We start from the raw sequence: 15928 nt of genomic DNA, 5'->3' as shown, positions 1-15928 counted from the left end.
GCCGCCCGGGCCAAGCAACACGCTTGTGACTCCTGATGCTCAAGTGCGTAATCCACCCTTGGGGGTACGGAGTTGAGCCAGCAAGACGTGTTCACGCCACCCATGAGGGAGGTTTGATGAACTCCGCCGCGCACGACTCGCACGCGATGTGCGCGTGTCGGGTCAGCGACTTCACAGAATGCACACAGGTGATGAGGGAGCCGGTGCAGCAGAATGGCGGTCATGTCCCGACGTACCGCGCAATCCCGGCGCCAGCGCCCTTCCGCCCCTGTTCAGAGCTCCACATGTCCGTGCGGTCTTGCGGAGACGTACGAGAAGTGCTGTGGCCGATTCCACCGGGGTGAGAGCGCACACGCCCCCTGGCGAGCCCGGTCGCGAACGGTCACAGCTTGCCAAACAGTGGGACGTTCGCGTCATCACGCCGATACGCTGTGCGACCAATCGGTCGACGGCAGCAGTGCCGCGGTCACCCATGTACCTGGACGGCGAGATGGTTCGCAGCAACATCACTTGGTGGCAACTCTCTGATCTTCACTGGCCGAGCGCCCCGGAGGCCGAACGCCGACAGTACGTATCGCTGTTGCTCGATCACCTCCGTGACGTACGCGAGGCCGAAGGAACACCGGACTTCGTCATCTTCACCGGCGACATCGCCCAGTCCGGGAAGGCGGAGGAGTACGCATCGGCCTCGGAAGTGCTCTTCGCTCCGCTGCGTGAGCTCGTCGAGGAGGGCACTCCGCTGCTCTTCGTCCCGGGCAATCACGACATGGACCGGGAGGAAGCGGGCATCAAGGCCGCACATCTGGTGACCGAGTTGAGCGACCCGAACGCCGTTGACACCTTCTTGGACCGCAAGCGGCACCGCGAGAACTTCGGGGACCCTTTTCAGAACTACCAGGCGTTCGCCCGGCAGTGGGGCCCCGAAGGCACCGACGATGTCTATCACTGGACGCACGACATAGTCGTCGCGGGCAGGCGCTGTCGCATCCTTGGCATCAACTCGGCGTGGTCCGGGTACTACCACGCGGCCGAGTCGGGCACCGACGACGACCGCGGACGGCTGCTGCTGTCCATCGCGCAGGTCCCTCGGCTGGGCGAAGAAGTCGACTTCGCTCTCTTCGCCCAGCACCACCCGCTCGACTGGCTGGACCAGCAGATCTCTGTCCCGGCCATGCAGCGCCTGCGGCAGGAGTACCAGGCAGGCCTCTTCGGCCACCTGCACGATCCGCGTGAACTGGGCAGGCTCCTCACCTCACACTCCCAGCTGCTGCGGGTACCCTCCATGCTCCTGTTCGGCCGTCCCCACGGAGACGACTCCGCGCAGTTCGTGCGTGGGTACGCACGAGGCGAGCTGATGCCCGAGCAGAACAGCTGCCGTATCCGGTACTTCAAGTACGACCACGTCCACAGCGGGCGCTTCCGCGAGTTCACCGACGTGTATCCGGTGGGCAAGGACGCGCCGCTGGAGTCACTGCAACCACTGCGTCACCGCTCCACGGCGCCAGCCGCACCCCGACCGTCCGGCACCCCGCTCGCCTCGCTCCTTCCCGTGATCAGACACCTGGAGTCACTCGTACCTGACCTCCACAGGCAGGGTCGGGACACGACCCACACGCTCGAGGTCTTCCGCAGACTCGTCGAACTGATCGACTCCCAGTCGCCGCTGACGGACTACGGAGACAGCGGACATGTCGCCCTGGCCTACGTCATGGCCGAACTGACCATCTCGCACGGGAGGGCCGGGACGACTCTGCCGGGGGAGGAGGCAGAGAGCAGGATGCGCGTAACACGTGAGCTGGGCGCGATGGCCGGAGCGGCACACGGCATCACCGAAGAGGACGTCGCCGAACTGTCCGGGCTCCTAGAACATCTCAGTCTCTACGACCCCGGGAAGATCAGGGGCGCGGGAGACCTGCGCAGGTGTCCGGCAGCCGATTGCTTCGCCTTTCTCTGGGGAGTGGCACGCCTGGCCCAGTTGTTGGACAACCCCGGGCTCCTGGACGCCGACACCATGCAGTCCGGCAGGTACTGCCGGAATGTGCTAGACGTGCACGAACGTCAGCCCTCGGACGGCACGCTGGTCTTCGACCTGGCGACGACGGACCGGCTCGCCTTCCGTCTCACCGCCGAAGCCCAGCACACCGTGCATCTGTACTTCATGGAGTTGGAGAACGTCCGACGGAGCTGGCAAGTGGTACGGCCGCCGGTCCGGTTCGAGCTCAACACGCCTCACTGGCGGGACCGTTCCCTGCAAAGCCATGAACTGCGGGTTGACCCGAGGCCCATCACCCGACTCCTGATGGGCTCGGCATTGTACGGAGACAGGCCGCACGTCTGGCTGCGCGAACTGATCCAGAACGCGGTGGACGCCACCGAGATGCGAGCCGCCACACACCCCGACGGCTACGTGCCGCGGATCGACGTGGACCTGGAAGACACCCACCATCTGGTGATTCGTGACAACGGCGTGGGCATGACCTATCAACAGGTGGTCAGCCAGTTGTCGGTGCTCGGTCGTTCCGGGTGGCGTGACACGGTCGACGAGAGCGCTGAGACCACCGCGGATGAGCCCTCGCTCTTCGGACGCTTCGGCATCGGGTTCGCATCGGTGTTCAGCGTCGCAAGCGCCGTGGAGGTGCGCACACGCACGGCAGACAGTAGGCCCGTCGACAGCATCTTCGTGCAGTTCTCCACGCCCGACCGCCCGTTCTACACGGACCACACGACGTGTGCCCCGGGCACGGAAATCAGGATCACGCTCAGCGATTCCCTCACCCACACCGCGTTCAGGGACGCGATGACCGACCTGTTCGCGTATCTGCCCGCCCAGGTTCACGTTTCGCCCGATCTGCAACTGCCAACGTCACTGGCCGAGTTCTCCCCCCTGGACCGCAAGCACAAGGAGCTCAACGGCTGGGAGGTGCTGCGGCGCACGGGCACCACGCACCTGGGCCCGTACCAGGCCCACTTCCAGTTGGAGGTCATTCACGATCCCCGGGCACACCAACGGGACTGGAATCATCTGTCGGACTACCACCGCGGCAGCGACCGTCGCGACAAGCGGCCCAATCACAGCGAACTCGGCCAGACTTCGGTGACGTTCTGCGTCGACGGCATCCGGATCACCGAACACGCGGGCCTGCACCCCTCTGACGGGCACCAGAAGTACCAGCCGGGCAAGAGCGGAGAGCACGGGCACCTCACCGGATGCCACCTGACCGTCGACTTCGGACGGGACAACGCTCCGGTGACGGCCTCCCGGAACGCCCTGGACGGTGCGGAAGAGCTGTACAAGGAGGTGGTGAGCCTGGCCCAGACGACGGTGGCCGACATGCTGGCCGAGCTGGTCCGGGCCGCCCAGACGAATTGCATCAACCCCGCGGCCAAGCGACGCGCGGCCTACCGCGCGCTGTGCGACACCCTCATCGGCTCGGACCCGTACCGCGTCGCGTCCTACAGCCGCTGGAGCGGCTTCCATTCGAGCCAGGAACTCTCCCGGGCCGCCGCCGAGGTCTACCTGAAGCACAGCCCGGCTATGGTGCAATCGGTCGGCGGCAGGTCCGTCTACGTTCCGCTCACCGACCTCAACCCGGTCAAGTGCTCCGTGGCGACGACCGCGAAGCTGGCACAGCACACCGTTTTCCCCGCGTTCGCCCGCGCCAACAAGGTGACCGAGTGGATCGTCGCCCTCGACGGCCGCGAGCTCAACCTCATCAGGGAGGCCTGGCCGCACGACACGCCTCTGCGGGTGGTCGACGCACCGGCGCAGCTCATGGAGGACTTCCAGCAGATCCTGCCCGAGGTTCGCGAGGGACACGCGTGGCAACTGCTGCGCTCGGACTACGCCCTCTCGGAAGGCCAGGTCTTCGGGGACGCTTTGGTAATTCCACTGCCCAACCGTGGCGGCACGGTGAAACGAGCCGAGGGGGTGGCACGACGACGGGCAGGCGCCGCGCCCGGGGAACGTCCCCGCAAGATGCTCAACAAACAGCATCCGGTCATGGAGGCGGTGGAGCGCCACTTGTCACTTGCCACCCCGGCGGGGACGGGCGAAGCCACCACAGTCGCGGCGGAAGTCACTGACTGGCTCGATCGGCTGTGCGATCAGGTTCTGGACGAGGACCGGATCACCGTGCGCCGCGAGCGCTGGAAGCAACTGCGAACAAAGCTCCAGCAGATGACGGGCGAGGATTTCTCCCAGATGTCCTGCGACGCGCTGCATCTCTCCTGGCCGGATTCGGACAGCTGATATGTCACGGCTGATCACCCACTCGCCAAAGACACCACAAGGAGGACTGATGGCGGAGCGAGGCAGGACGCTCCGCAGCGTGCGGACGCTTCTCGGGTTCTTCGCTCTCGCTCTGCTGGCATCCGAAGCGATTCTGCTCAAGCTAGCGCCTGAAGTCACCGACGCCAACCGGGCCTTCCTGGTGTTCAGTGGCATCTTCGTGGCTGTGGCCTGCCTGGCGGCGCTGGTCGCTCTGGTCAGACCGTCGGTTCTGCACGGGCCACCGGGCACTGCGGCACCCGTCGCGGAAGTGGCGGCGGAGACATCGAGCGGCGAATATCGCTACGACGTGTTCATCTCCACGCCGATGTCGTCGTTCCCCACCCAGACTGAGTACAAGAGTCACCGACGCGACATACTGCGGCTCCAGAAGGTTCTCCAGGAGAAGTGCGGATTCCGGGTGTACTTCTCCGGCGATCAGCGTCCCACTCTGAGGGACTTCCAGGTGTCCGACATCGGGTTGCGCAACGACGGCTCAGCCCTGGAGAACAGCCGCTACTTCCTGCTGGTCGTGCCGCGCAGTCTCGTCTCCAGCATCTATGTCGAGGCGGGTATCGCCATCGCGCTTGGCAAACCGTCCGTGTACTTTCAGCACACGGACGCCTCCCTGCCGTTCGTCCTGCGCCATCCAGGGCGGACTTCCGGCAGCCTGCCGCTCGCCAAGGTCTACGAATACGGCGCTTTCCCCGAAGTGATCGACTGCATCAGGTCCAACGGTCGCGAATTGTTCATGTAGCGCACTCGGCGGAATACGGGGTGCTCGGCACGTGCGGAGCCGGGGACAATGTGCTCCATGTCCTCCCGACGCAGCTCAGCTTCCCGGCACCGCCCCGATCGCGCACGCGTCAGGGCAACTGCTCCCGCGATATGCCCGTGCGGACTTGGTCAAGCGTACAAACTCTGCTGCGGGCGGTTCCATCAAGGTGACGCGGCGGCACCGACCGCCGAGACCCTGATGCGTTCGCGCTACAGCGCTTTCGTGAAGCGGGACGAGCCGTACCTGCTGCGCACCTGGCACCCGCGTACCCGCCCCGCCCGCGTCGAATTCGACCCGGGGATGCGGTGGACGGGCCTGGAGATCCTCGAAACGGGCGACGGTACGGCGTTCCACACCACCGGGACCGTGACGTTCCGGGCGTCCTACCAGGGCGGTTCGCTGCACGAGCGAAGCCGGTTCGAGCGGGTCGACGGGGCATGGGTGTACGTCGACGGAGACATCGACCCCGGCGTCTAGATGCAGACTAGGGCGCGAGGATGTCCAGTTCCTGGAGGGCTCCGACCGCGATCTCCCGGGTGAGCCGCTCCGCCCGTTCGGCGTCGCCCTCGCGGACCGCCTCCGCGACCTGGACGTGCAGGGTGACGGCGGCCGGGTCGGGGTCGTCGAACATGACCTCGTGATGGGTACGGCCGGCCAGGACCTCCGCGACGACATCGCCCAGCCGGGCGAACATCTCGTTGCCGGAGGCCTCCAGGATCACCCGGTGGAAGGCCACGTCGTGGACGAGGTAGCCCTCCAGCTGATGGCCGCGCGAGTTGGCCACCATGCCGAGGGCGCACTCGGTGAGCTGCGCGCACTGCTCGGCGGTGGCGAACTTGGCGGCGAGGCCCGCCGCGACCGGCTCGATCGCGGAGCGCAGCATGGTGAGGGAGCGCAGTTGCCCGGGGCGGTCGGCGCCCGCGAGACGCCAGCGGATGACCTGAGGGTCGTACACGTTCCACTCGGCCTTGGGGCGGACCGTGACGCCGACCCGGCGGCGGGACTCGACCAGGTGCATCGACTCGAGGACCCGGACCGCCTCCCGCATCACCGAGCGTGACACGTCGAAGCGCTGGGCCAGCTCGTCCGTGCGCAGAACGCTGCCCGGCGGGTAATCGCCCGCGGTGATCGCGGGTCCGAGGGTTTCCAGTACATGGCCGTGCAGCCCTCGACCCGGTGTGCTCATGCACACAGAGTACGGGGCGCGTCACACCTTCAAAAAGTCAGACTTATTAGTTCCCGGGTCTTGAATTTGTCGTACCTAATGCGTTTCATTGCGTTCATGCAGCAGACGCATACCCCCCACGTCGTCGTGGTCATGGGCGTCGCGGGCACCGGGAAGACCACGATCGGTCCCCTGCTCGCGGCGCGGCTGGGCGTTCCGTACGCCGAGGGCGACGACTTCCACCCCGCGGCCAACATCCACAAGATGACCGCCGGGACCCCGCTGACCGACGAGGACCGGTGGCCGTGGCTGGACGCCATCGGCGAGTGGGCACACGGGCGGGCCGGGCTCGGCGGGGTGGTGAGCAGCTCGGCGCTGAAGCGGTCGTACCGCGACCGGCTGCGGGCCGCCGCGCCCGGCGTGGTCTTCGTGCACCTCGCCGGCGACCGGGCGCTGATCGAGGACCGGATGGCGCACCGCCAGGGCCACTTCATGCCGACGGCGCTGCTCGACTCCCAGTTCGCCACCCTCCAGCCGCTCGAAGCGGACGAGGCGGGCGTCGCCGTGAACGTCTCCGGCACCCCCGAGGAGATCACCGCCCGGGCGGTGGCCGCGCTCTCCTCGCTCCAGAGCGCCTGACTTCCTGAACTCCCGAAACGCTCCGAACCACTCCGATTACAAGGGAACCCCCGTGACCAGACTCAGCGTCGAGATGCTGGCAGCGGACACCGTCGAGCCGATCACCTCAGCCGGCCATGCCCAGCTGGGTGTCGCCGTGCTGGCGGGCATCGCGCTCATCGTCCTGCTGATCACCAAGTTCAAGCTGCACGCCTTCCTGGCCCTGACCATCGGCTCGCTCGCGCTGGGCGCCTTCGCGGGCGCGCCGCTCGACAAGGCCATCGCCAGTTTCACCGCCGGGCTCGGCGCGACGGTGGCCGGCGTGGGCGTCCTGATCGCCCTGGGCGCGATCCTCGGCAAGCTGCTCGCCGACTCCGGCGGCGCCGACCAGATCGTCGACACGATCCTGGCGAAGGCGTCGGGCCGGACGATGCCCTGGGCGATGGTCCTGATCGCCTCGGTGATCGGCCTGCCCCTGTTCTTCGAGGTCGGCGTCGTCCTGCTGATCCCGGTCGTCCTGATGGTTGCCAAGCGCGGCAACTACTCCCTGATGCGCATCGGCATCCCGGCGCTCGCGGGCCTCTCGGTGATGCACGGCCTGGTCCCGCCGCACCCCGGTCCGCTGGTCGCGATCGACGCGGTCGGCGCCAACCTGGGCGTGACGCTGGCGCTCGGCGTCCTGATCGCCATCCCGACGGTGGTCATCGCGGGCCCGCTGTTCTCGCGGTACGCGGCACGCTGGGTCGACGTCCCGGCGCCCGACCGCATGATCCCGCAGCGCCCCTCGGAAGACCTGGAGAAGCGCCCCGGCTTCGGCGCGACCCTGGCCACCATCCTCCTCCCCGTCGTCCTGATGCTGTCCAAGGCCCTGGTCGACATCATCATCGACGACCCGGAGAACATGGTTCAGCGCGTCTTCGACGTGGCCGGTTCCCCGCTGATCGCCCTGCTCGCCGCCGTCCTCGTGGGCATCTTCACGCTGGGCCGTCCGGCGGACTTCTCCAAGGAACGGATCTCCCGGATCGTCGAGACGGGCCTCGCGCCCATCGCGGGCATCCTGCTGATCGTCGGCGCGGGCGGCGGCTTCAAGCAGACGCTGATCGACTCCGGGGTCGGCAAGATGATCCTGGACATATCCGAGGACTGGTCGATCCCGGCCCTGCTCCTGGCCTGGCTGATCGCGGTGGCGATCCGGCTGGCGACGGGTTCGGCGACGGTCGCCACGGTCTCGGCGGCCGGCCTCGTGGCCCCGCTCGCCGCCGACATGTCGACGACCCACGCGGCCCTCCTCGTCCTGGCCATCGGCGCCGGCTCGCTCTTCTTCAGCCATGTCAACGACGCCGGTTTCTGGCTGGTCAAGGAGTACTTCGGCCTGAGCGTCCCACAGACCCTGAAGACCTGGTCGGTCATGGAGACGATCATCTCCGTGGTCGCGGGGGCGCTGGTCCTGCTGCTGTCACTGGTGATCTAGGCGATCCAAGCGATCTGGAAGTACGAGATCTAGGGGTACGAGAATGAGTCATCCTCTCTTCGACATCAGCGGCCGTACGGCCCTGGTCACCGGGTCCAGCCGAGGCATCGGGTTCGCCCTGGCCCGGGGACTGGCCGAGGCAGGCTGCACGGTCGTCCTGAACGGCCGCGACGTCGACCGCCTCACCAAGGCCGCGGCCGAGCTGCCCGGGGACATCCACACCGCCGCCTTCGACGTCACCGACGGCCCCTCGGTCGCCGCCGGTATCGCCGACATCGAGGAGCGGGTCGGCCCGATCGACATCCTGGTGAACAACGCGGGCATGCAACTGCGGGCTCCGCTACTGGAGTTCACGGACAGCGACTGGCACCGGATCCTGAACACCAACCTCACCAGCGCGTTCCTGGTGGGCCGTGAAGCGGCCCGCCGGATGACGGAACGTGGCCACGGCAAGATCATCAACATCTGCTCGGTGCAGAGCGAGGTGGCCCGTCCGGGCATCGCTCCCTACACGGCCACCAAGGGCGCGCTGAAGATGCTCACCAAGGGCATGTGCGCGGACTGGGGCCCGCACGGTGTCCAGGTCAACGGCCTCGGCCCCGGCTACATCGAGACGGAACTGACCCAACCCCTGGTCGACGACCCGGAGTTCAGCGCGTGGGTGCGCCGCCGGACCCCGGCGGGCCGCTGGGGCCGTACGGAGGATCTGATCGGCGGGGTGCTGTTCCTGGCCTCGCCTGCGGCGGACTTCGTCGGTGGGCAGGTGCTGTACGTCGACGGCGGCATGACCAGCGTTCTCTGACCCTCTGAACTCTCTGGCACGGAAGGGATTCTCCCGATGCTCGGTTGTGTGATCCACGGTGAGGGCGACCTGCGGGTCGATGAACTGCCGGTGCCGTCCCCCGGCCCCGGCGAGGCGCTGGTGGCCGTCCGGTACGGCGGGGTCTGCGGCTCGGACCTGCACTACTGGCGGCACGGCGGGGTCGGTGACTTCTGGCTCAAGGAACCGATGGTGCTGGGCCACGAGGTCGTGGGGACGGTCGTCGCCTACGGTGACGGATCGTCAGGTCTCGCTGTGGGTACGGCGGTTGCCGTGCACCCGGCGACTCCGTGCGGGGCGTGTCCGGAGTGCGTGTCCGGGCGGCGGAACATCTGCCGGGACACGCGCTACCTCGGCAGCGCGGCTCGTACGCCGCATGTCCAGGGCGGTTTCGCGGGGCAAGTGGTCGTGCCGGTTGACCAGTTGAGGCCGGTGCCGGATGGCCTGCCGCTGCGCCGGGCGGCACTCGCCGAGCCCTTCTCGGTCGCCCTGCACGCGGTTCGGCGGGCCGGGGACGTGTCCGGTCGGCACGTCCTTGTCACCGGTGCCGGGCCCATCGGGTGCCTGGTCGTCGCGGCGGCGAAGGCGGCGGGGGCGACGCGTGTGACGGTCACGGATCTGCTTCCGCAGGCACTGGGGTACGCGACTGTCGCGGGGGCCGACACGGTCGTACGGGCGGACGATCCCGGGGATCCCGGGTGGCCTGTGGAGGTCGATGTGGCCGTCGAAGCGTCGGGGGTGGCTGCGGGGCTGGACACCTGTCTGCGGCTGGTGCGGCGGGGTGGGGTCGTTGTGCAGCTGGGGCTGCTGCCGCCTGGGCCCAGCCCGTTCGCGGGGAACGTGGTTGTCACGCGTGAGATCGAGCTTCGCGGGGCGTTTCGGTTCGACGCGGAGTTCGATGAGGCGTTGGCTCTGTTGGCGGTGGAGTCGGGGCTGGACGGGTTGGTCAGTGCGGTGATTCCCGTGGGGGAGGCGGAGTCGGCGTTCGCGTTGGCGGCGGACCGGGGGAGGTCTTGCAAGGTGTTGCTCGATTTCGGGGGTGAGTAGGTGGTTCGTTGCCTGCGGGTGCGTTGGGGCTGATCGCGCAGTTCCCCGCGCCCCTGGGTGGGGGGTGTGCGGTCGTTCGTTGACTGCGGGTGCGCTGTGGCTGATCGCGCAGTTCCCCGCGCCCCTAGGTGGGGGGTGTGCGGTCGTTCGTTGACTGCGGGTGCGCTGTGGCTGATCGCGCAGTTCCCCGCGCCCCTGGGTGGGGCCCCGCACCCCTCGCTCTGAGGCGGGCCCCGTGGCCCTTGGCAGGCGGCCCGGGGGCCTACCCAGGGGCGCGGGGAACTGCGCGACCAGCCACGACGGCGCCGCAGACAACACACCATGCGCCCGGGGCCCTACCCAGGGGCGTCGCAGACAACGCACCGCCCTGTCGTAAAGCGGGCCCCGTCGCCCATTGGGGTGCCTCCGGCGTCCCTCCTCTCTCCTCCGTATCTGGGTCATCGCCGCAGGTGAACGATCCGATGACGTGCCTTCCCCCGAGCCCCGGTGCGGACCGATGATGTGAGGAACCCCGGTCGTTGTCGCAGTGGTCGGGGCGACCACGTCGGGGGGCGGCGGTATGGCGGTTTCGCTCGGGGTGCGGGTCTCGGGGCTGTTCGTGATCGGGGCGGTGGCGGTCGCGGCCGCTGCCTTCGGTACGGACGGGGACGGCACGGCGCGCGGCAACGGCAGCGGGGCCAGAAGTGTCTCGCCCGCGTCGCCGTCCAGCAGCCCCGGTGACGGCGGGGAGATCGGCACGGCCACCTCCGCCGCTCCCCCGCGCATCCCCGTCTCCGGGAACGTCGCCTCACCCAGGGGCGCCGACGGGAGCGAGGTCCCCGGCGGTGCCGCAACCCCGGTCCCCTCCCGCACCCCTGTCTCCTCACCCACCCCCAGCCGTACAACTCCCGGCGGCCCCACCCTGCTCACCGCCCCCGACTGGCTGCCGCCCGGTCCGGTCTCCCCCGATTCCGACGGCGCCCCCGACCCCGCCGCCGTCTACGACGATCTCCGCTCCCCCGGCCGCTGCGCGGACGCCGGGAAGCTGATCCCCGCGGCCCCGGGAGACTCCGCGTCGGCCGACGAGTGGCGGGTGCTGCGTGGGCTCGCCGCCGCCTGTCTCGCCGTACAGGGGCGAGGCGGCGGTGACTGGGGAGTGGCCGGTGCGGGCTGGTCCGGGTCCGCCGGCGACGCGCTCAGCTGCAAGGGGCGCGCCGCCCGGCAGATCCTGGGCGGGCTCCTGGACTTCCACCGGCGGCACCCGACCGCCACCGTCCGGCTGGAGGCACCCTCGGGAGGCAAGCCCGCCTGTGTGTACGGGATCGGCGCCGTGGATGTCGGCGGCGACGGCGAGGCCGCACCCGGCGACACGATCTCGGTCGAGCTGCGCGGCGCCTACTTCGACACCGACGAACTGCTGCGCGACGGGGACGTGTTCATCGGCGGGCAACAGGTTGTCCAGCCGCTCAAAATCGTCTCGGTGTCGGGCGAGCGGATCGTCGTCTCCGTTGTCGTCCCCGGGACGGGAACAGACCCAGGGGCAGAGCTGGGAGCAGGCTCAAGTCCCCCTGCCGGCGCCCACCCCGTCGACCTCCTCGTCCGCTACGGCACCGCCGAGGCCGTCAAGAAGGGCGCCTTTCTCCTCGTACCCCCGGAGCAGCAGGAACCGGTCGGGCCCTCGCCCGGTGATGGGACCGGCAGCCCGACACCGCAGCGGCAGCCGGGCCCGGGACGGCCTCGGCGCTGACTCAGGGGCGCCACAGTGGGTGTTCGCGGTCCGCCCACTCCTTGCTCACCGAGCCGGTCCGCAGGCCTCTGCGGGCCTCCGGGTCGCCCAGGGCCATGCCGATGTGGCCGGCCAGGACGATGCCGATGGTGAGCGCCAGCCAGTCGTGGACGAAGGTCGCGCTGGTGCGCCACATCAGCGGGGTGAGGTGGGTGAACCACATGAGCAGACCCGTGCCGAGCATGACCAGGGTGGCGCCCGCGATCCAGGCCGCGTAGATCTTCTGGCCCGCGTTGAACTTCGCCGCCGGGCGCACGGCACGGCGCTTGTCGCGTCGTAGCGCCGCGCGCAGCCAGGTCCTGTCGTGGGGGCCGAAGCGGTTCAGGAAGCCCAGGTCTGCGCGGAAACCGCGGGAGAACAGCCCGAACAGGACAGGTACCGGCAGGGCCAGGCCCGCCCACTCGTGGACGCGGACCACCAGTTCGCGGCGGCCGACCAGTTCGGCGAACTGGGGGATGTAGAGGCAGGCCGCCGTCACCACGCACACGCCCATCAGCGCGGCCGTCGCGCGGTGCACCCACTTCTGGGAGCGGCCGAAGCGGCGTACTTCGGAGGCGGACGTGGAGGGCGCCGGGGCGTCAGCTCGTAGGCTCATCGTCGCGTCCGTTCGAATTGCCGACCCAGGCGTCGATGTCGTAGCCGCGGTTCTCCCAGTAGCCCGGCTGCACGTCCTCGGTGACCGTGATGCCGGAGAGCCACTTGGCGGACTTGTAGAAGTACATGGGGGCGACGTAGAGGCGGACCGGGCCGCCGTGGCTGTGGCCCAGGTTCTTGTCCTGCATGCGCAGGGCGACCAGGACGTCGGCGCGGCGGGCCTGGTCGAGGGTGAGGCTCTCGGTGTAGGCGCCGTCGAAGCAGGTGAAGCGCACCGCCCCGGCCGAGGAGCGCACTCCGGCCGCGTCCAGGAGCTGCGACAGCCGTACCCCTTCGAAGGGTGTGCCTGGCACCCGCCAGCCCGTCACGCACTGCACGTCCTTGACCATCCTGGTCTGGGGCATCGCGCGCAGGTCGGCGAGGGTGTAGGTGGCCGGTCTGTCGACGAGGCCGTCGATCTTCAGCCGGTAGTTCTCCGCGTTCTTGCGGGGTGTGGAGGACGTCACCGAGTAGTAGCGGAAGCCGCCGCCGTTCGGGAGAAGGTCGGTCAGGCCTGTCGGGTCGTTCTCCGCCGCGCCGGCGAGGAAGGACTCCATGCCGCGCTGGAGGGTCGGCGCGGCGACCACGCCGAGGGCACCCAGACCGAGGGTGCCGAGCAGGACCCGGCGGCCGATGGGCGTACCCCGCTCCTGGCCCTCGGACGCGGCGGGCTCGGGGGGTTCTTCCGGTCGTTCGGAGTTCACCCGTCCATTCGAACACCCGCGACCCCTGTCGAGCCAGGAATCGCGGGTGCTCGTCGGACTTCCGTACCGCTTCTCACCCTCTTCTCAGGCGGCCGCCTCCGCGGACTCGGCCGCCTTCTCCAGCTGGAACGCCTCGTTGCCGAGCCCGATCCGTGCGTGCGCCTCGGGGTTGCGGGCCTTCAGGACCAGGCCCTGGACCAGGCCGGCCACCAGCGCGAGCAGGACGATGCCGGGCAGGACCCAGCTCAGGGCGGAGTCCGGACCCGAGCCCACGAGCACGTCGAAGTCCTTGACCGTGTACCCGGCGATGACGATCAGGGCGATCCCGGCGAGCGCGGAGGTGACCATGCGCCAGGCCTGGGCGCCGGCGGCACCGCGGCGGGCGAAGAAGACGATGACCGAGAAGGAGGCGGCGGTCATCAGCACGATCACCCCGAGGGCGCCGATGTTCGCGCCCCAGGTGAACAGGTGCAGGATGGGCTCGGTGGGGTCGCCCGTCGGCTTGTCGTCGGCGATCGCGAAGGCGATGACGATCACGACCGCGACGACCGTCTGGAGCAGCGAGCCGGTGCCGGGGGCGCCGCTGGAGCTCCTTGTACGGCCGAAGGCGGCGGGGAGCAGGCCCTCGCGGCCCATGGCGAAGGAGTAGCGGGCGACGACGTTGTGGAAGCTGAGCATGGCCGCGAACATGCCGGTCACGAACAGCACGTGCAGGATGTCGGTGAAGGTGCCGCCGAGCCGGGACTCGGTGAGAGCGAAGAGCAGGCCGGCGCTCTGTTTCTGCGACTCGCCGACGATCGCCGAGGGCCCGGTGGCGACGGTGAGCGCCCAGCTGCTGAGCGCCAGGAAGATGGCGACCCCGGCGACCGCGCTGAACATCACGCGGGGCACCAGGACGTCCGGGCGGTTGGTCTCCTCGGCGTACACGGGGGCCTGCTCGAAGCCGACGAAGGCGCCGAAGCAGAGGCAGAGCGCGGTGCCGATGCCCGCGCCGGTGAGGGTCTCGGGGTTGAAGGCGTGCAGGGACAGGCCCTCCTTCGCGGGGTCGGCGACGGCGGCGATGTCGAAGATGACGACGAGGGCCACCTCGATCACCAGCAGGACGCCGAGCAGGCGCGCGTTGATGTCGACCTTCAGCCAGCCCAGCGCGCCCACCACCAGCGCGGCCACGAGGGCCGGTATCCACCAGGCGATCTCCAGGTCGGCGTAGGTGGCGAAGAGGCCGGAGACCTCGAAGCCGAAGAGGCCGTAGATGGCGATCTGGAAGCCGTTGTAGGCGACGAGGGCGACCAGGGCCGCTCCGGCACCGGCCGTACCGCCGAGGCCGCGGGAGATGTAGGCGTAGAAGGCGCCCGCGTTGTGGACGTGGCGGCTCATCTCGGCGTAGCCGAAGCTGAAGAGGATCAGGACCGCGCCGAGGATGACGTAGAGAATCGGCTGTCCGACGATGCCGACCACCGCGAATGTGGTGGGCATGACACCCGCGACGACCAGGAGGGGGGCGGTCGAGGCGAGGACGGAGAGCAGCAGGCCCCCGGTGCCGAGGCGGTCGGCGCGCAGGGCCCGTTCCTGCCCCTTGAACGTACTGATACTGCCGCTGCTGCTGTCGGCGGTGGGTCTGCTCTTGCTCGAACTGCCCGTCGTCATCGCGGGGTTGTCCTTTCGGGCGTACGGAAATTTCAGTTGTGCTGCGTTACGCCGTGCCGAGCGCGCTGTCGCGGGCGGCACGGAAGGCGGTGTGCGGGTCGCGGTCCGGGTAGGACCAGGGGATCGGGGTCTGGTGTGTGCCGATCCGGTGGAACAGGGCGGCGGCCTCGGCCGTCCGGCCCTCGCAGGACTTGGCGTGGGCAAGGAAGTTGAGGTCGATCAGCCGGCGCGGATGGTCGTCGCGCTCCCACTCCAGCCACCAGTCGAAGGCGGCCTTCATGACCTGGCGGGCCCGGCGGCCGACCCAGTGCCCGGAGGAGGCGGGGTCGGCGGACTCCAGCCCGGCGCCGGCGAGAACGCGGTAGCGCTCGGCGTGCGCGACGACCGGGAGCATCGCCAACGGCGAGTCGGCGGGCGCCTGTTCGACGGCCCAGCCGGCGAAGTCGTACACCTCGTGCAGCGGGTCCTGCCCGGCGGCCGTACGGCGTTCGGCGAGGCGCGCGACCATCAGATGGTGGGCGTGGTGGTGGTCCGGGTAGCGGTGCCGGACCTCGTCGAAGAGCTGTACGACGGTCTCCTCGGCGCCCACGTTCCGCTCCAGCTGCAGCAGCCCGAGCCAGGGGGTGGGGTCGGCCGGGGCGAGCGCGGCGGCGGCGTGGCAGGCGTCGCGGGCCTTGACGGGCTTGTCCTTGCCCGCGAGGGCGCGCTGGACGGTGGCCGCGGCGAGCAGGACGGCGGCGTCGGCGGAGTCCGGTTCGGCCAGCAGCCAGTCGCGGGCCCAGGCGGCGGTGCCGGACTCCAGGGCGAGGACGGTGACCCGGTGCCCCCGGCGGTCCCAGTCGTCGCCGGTCTCGGCGAGCAGCGTACGGACGGCCTGCCAGCGCCCCTGGGCCAGCGCCGAGCGCGCGACGACGAGCTCGGCGTCGTCGAGCGCCGCGTCGAAGGCCTGGGCAGCACGCCTACGGCCCCGGCCCAGAGGTGGTGGAGGTGGAGACACCGCGGGGAACTTCCTC

Annotated in this window: 14 protein-coding genes; 9 read left to right on the top strand and 5 right to left on the bottom strand. The window is 69.4% G+C overall.

What is annotated here, in order from left to right; all coding sequences use genetic code 11:
* Positions 1-213 precede the first annotated feature (213 nt).
* Genes ACWCRB_RS15810 through ACWCRB_RS15795 form a run of 4 tightly spaced genes read left to right on the top strand, consistent with a single transcriptional unit; the run spans position 214 to position 5522 of the window.
* Positions 214-528 (top strand): SEC-C metal-binding domain-containing protein, encoded by a 315-nt coding sequence (locus ACWCRB_RS15810; RefSeq protein ID WP_450996594.1) that lies wholly within the window; start codon positions 214-216, stop codon positions 526-528.
* Complete coding sequence (locus ACWCRB_RS15805; protein ID WP_450996593.1) at positions 473-4249, top strand: metallophosphoesterase; 3777 nt, start codon at positions 473-475, stop codon at positions 4247-4249. Before ACWCRB_RS15810 ends, ACWCRB_RS15805 begins: the two co-directional genes overlap by 56 nt.
* A gap of 49 nt (positions 4250-4298) precedes the next feature.
* Positions 4299-5024 carry a hypothetical protein gene (locus ACWCRB_RS15800; protein ID WP_450996592.1) on the top strand — a complete coding sequence of 242 codons (726 nt, stop codon included), beginning with the start codon at positions 4299-4301 and terminating at the stop codon, positions 5022-5024.
* A gap of 48 nt (positions 5025-5072) precedes the next feature.
* Positions 5073-5522, top strand: coding sequence for a YchJ family protein (locus tag ACWCRB_RS15795; protein WP_450996591.1), 450 nt, complete (start codon positions 5073-5075; stop codon positions 5520-5522).
* A gap of 7 nt (positions 5523-5529) precedes the next feature.
* Here ACWCRB_RS15795 and ACWCRB_RS15790 read toward each other — a convergent pair whose 3' ends face one another.
* Positions 5530-6231, bottom strand: coding sequence for a FadR/GntR family transcriptional regulator (locus ACWCRB_RS15790; protein WP_450996590.1), 702 nt, complete (start codon positions 6229-6231; stop codon positions 5530-5532).
* Between the two features lie 96 nt (positions 6232-6327).
* On the opposite strand from ACWCRB_RS15790, the gene ACWCRB_RS15785 reads away from it, so the two are divergent.
* The 5 genes from ACWCRB_RS15785 to ACWCRB_RS15765 all read left to right on the top strand — a co-directional run bounded on the left by ACWCRB_RS15785 (position 6328) and on the right by ACWCRB_RS15765 (position 11892).
* Entirely contained in the window at positions 6328-6849 is a 522-nt protein-coding gene (locus ACWCRB_RS15785; protein WP_450996589.1) for a gluconokinase, read from the top strand.
* A 52-nt stretch (positions 6850-6901) separates the two neighbouring features.
* A complete protein-coding gene (locus ACWCRB_RS15780) occupies positions 6902-8299 on the top strand; it encodes a GntT/GntP/DsdX family permease (protein WP_369034730.1) in 1398 nt (465 codons plus the stop codon).
* Between the two features lie 43 nt (positions 8300-8342).
* On the top strand, positions 8343-9101 hold the full coding sequence (locus ACWCRB_RS15775; protein ID WP_450996588.1) for an SDR family oxidoreductase: 759 nt from the start codon (positions 8343-8345) through the stop codon (positions 9099-9101).
* A gap of 36 nt (positions 9102-9137) precedes the next feature.
* The gene (locus ACWCRB_RS15770) at positions 9138-10166 is read left to right on the top strand and encodes an L-idonate 5-dehydrogenase (RefSeq protein ID WP_450996587.1); all 1029 of its coding nucleotides are present in this window, start codon (positions 9138-9140) and stop codon (positions 10164-10166) included.
* A 559-nt stretch (positions 10167-10725) separates the two neighbouring features.
* Positions 10726-11892, top strand: coding sequence for a hypothetical protein (locus ACWCRB_RS15765; RefSeq protein ID WP_450996586.1), 1167 nt, complete (start codon positions 10726-10728; stop codon positions 11890-11892).
* Between the two features lies 1 nt (position 11893).
* Here ACWCRB_RS15765 and ACWCRB_RS15760 read toward each other — a convergent pair whose 3' ends face one another.
* From ACWCRB_RS15760 to ACWCRB_RS15745, 4 genes are all read right to left on the bottom strand, one after another.
* On the bottom strand, positions 11894-12526 hold the full coding sequence (locus ACWCRB_RS15760) for a cytochrome b/b6 domain-containing protein (protein WP_450996585.1): 633 nt from the start codon (positions 12524-12526) through the stop codon (positions 11894-11896).
* Complete coding sequence (locus ACWCRB_RS15755) at positions 12510-13268, bottom strand: molybdopterin-dependent oxidoreductase (RefSeq protein ID WP_450996584.1); 759 nt, start codon at positions 13266-13268, stop codon at positions 12510-12512. Before ACWCRB_RS15755 ends, ACWCRB_RS15760 begins: the two co-directional genes overlap by 17 nt.
* An 84-nt stretch (positions 13269-13352) precedes the next feature.
* A complete protein-coding gene (locus ACWCRB_RS15750; RefSeq protein ID WP_450996583.1) occupies positions 13353-14915 on the bottom strand; it encodes an APC family permease in 1563 nt (520 codons plus the stop codon).
* Between the two features lie 46 nt (positions 14916-14961).
* A complete protein-coding gene (locus ACWCRB_RS15745) occupies positions 14962-15912 on the bottom strand; it encodes a hypothetical protein (RefSeq protein ID WP_450996582.1) in 951 nt (316 codons plus the stop codon).
* Between the last annotated feature and the right edge of the window lie 16 nt (positions 15913-15928).

The organism is Streptomyces sp. NPDC002156, assembly GCF_053593675.1.
Note: the sequence above shows the minus strand (reverse complement) of the source record. Positions and strands in the feature narration are given on the sequence as shown.

Coding starts and splice junctions, on each gene's coding strand:
- ACWCRB_RS15810 (WP_450996594.1), top strand. CDS start 214: ATGGCGGTCATGTCCCGACGTACCGCGCAATCCCGGCGCCAGCGCCCT.
- ACWCRB_RS15805 (WP_450996593.1), top strand. CDS start 473: ATGTACCTGGACGGCGAGATGGTTCGCAGCAACATCACTTGGTGGCAA.
- ACWCRB_RS15800 (WP_450996592.1), top strand. CDS start 4,299: ATGGCGGAGCGAGGCAGGACGCTCCGCAGCGTGCGGACGCTTCTCGGG.
- ACWCRB_RS15795 (WP_450996591.1), top strand. CDS start 5,073: ATGTGCTCCATGTCCTCCCGACGCAGCTCAGCTTCCCGGCACCGCCCC.
- ACWCRB_RS15790 (WP_450996590.1), bottom strand. CDS start 6,231: ATGAGCACACCGGGTCGAGGGCTGCACGGCCATGTACTGGAAACCCTC.
- ACWCRB_RS15785 (WP_450996589.1), top strand. CDS start 6,328: ATGCAGCAGACGCATACCCCCCACGTCGTCGTGGTCATGGGCGTCGCG.
- ACWCRB_RS15775 (WP_450996588.1), top strand. CDS start 8,343: ATGAGTCATCCTCTCTTCGACATCAGCGGCCGTACGGCCCTGGTCACC.
- ACWCRB_RS15770 (WP_450996587.1), top strand. CDS start 9,138: ATGCTCGGTTGTGTGATCCACGGTGAGGGCGACCTGCGGGTCGATGAA.
- ACWCRB_RS15765 (WP_450996586.1), top strand. CDS start 10,726: ATGGCGGTTTCGCTCGGGGTGCGGGTCTCGGGGCTGTTCGTGATCGGG.
- ACWCRB_RS15760 (WP_450996585.1), bottom strand. CDS start 12,526: ATGAGCCTACGAGCTGACGCCCCGGCGCCCTCCACGTCCGCCTCCGAA.
- ACWCRB_RS15750 (WP_450996583.1), bottom strand. CDS start 14,915: ATGACGACGGGCAGTTCGAGCAAGAGCAGACCCACCGCCGACAGCAGC.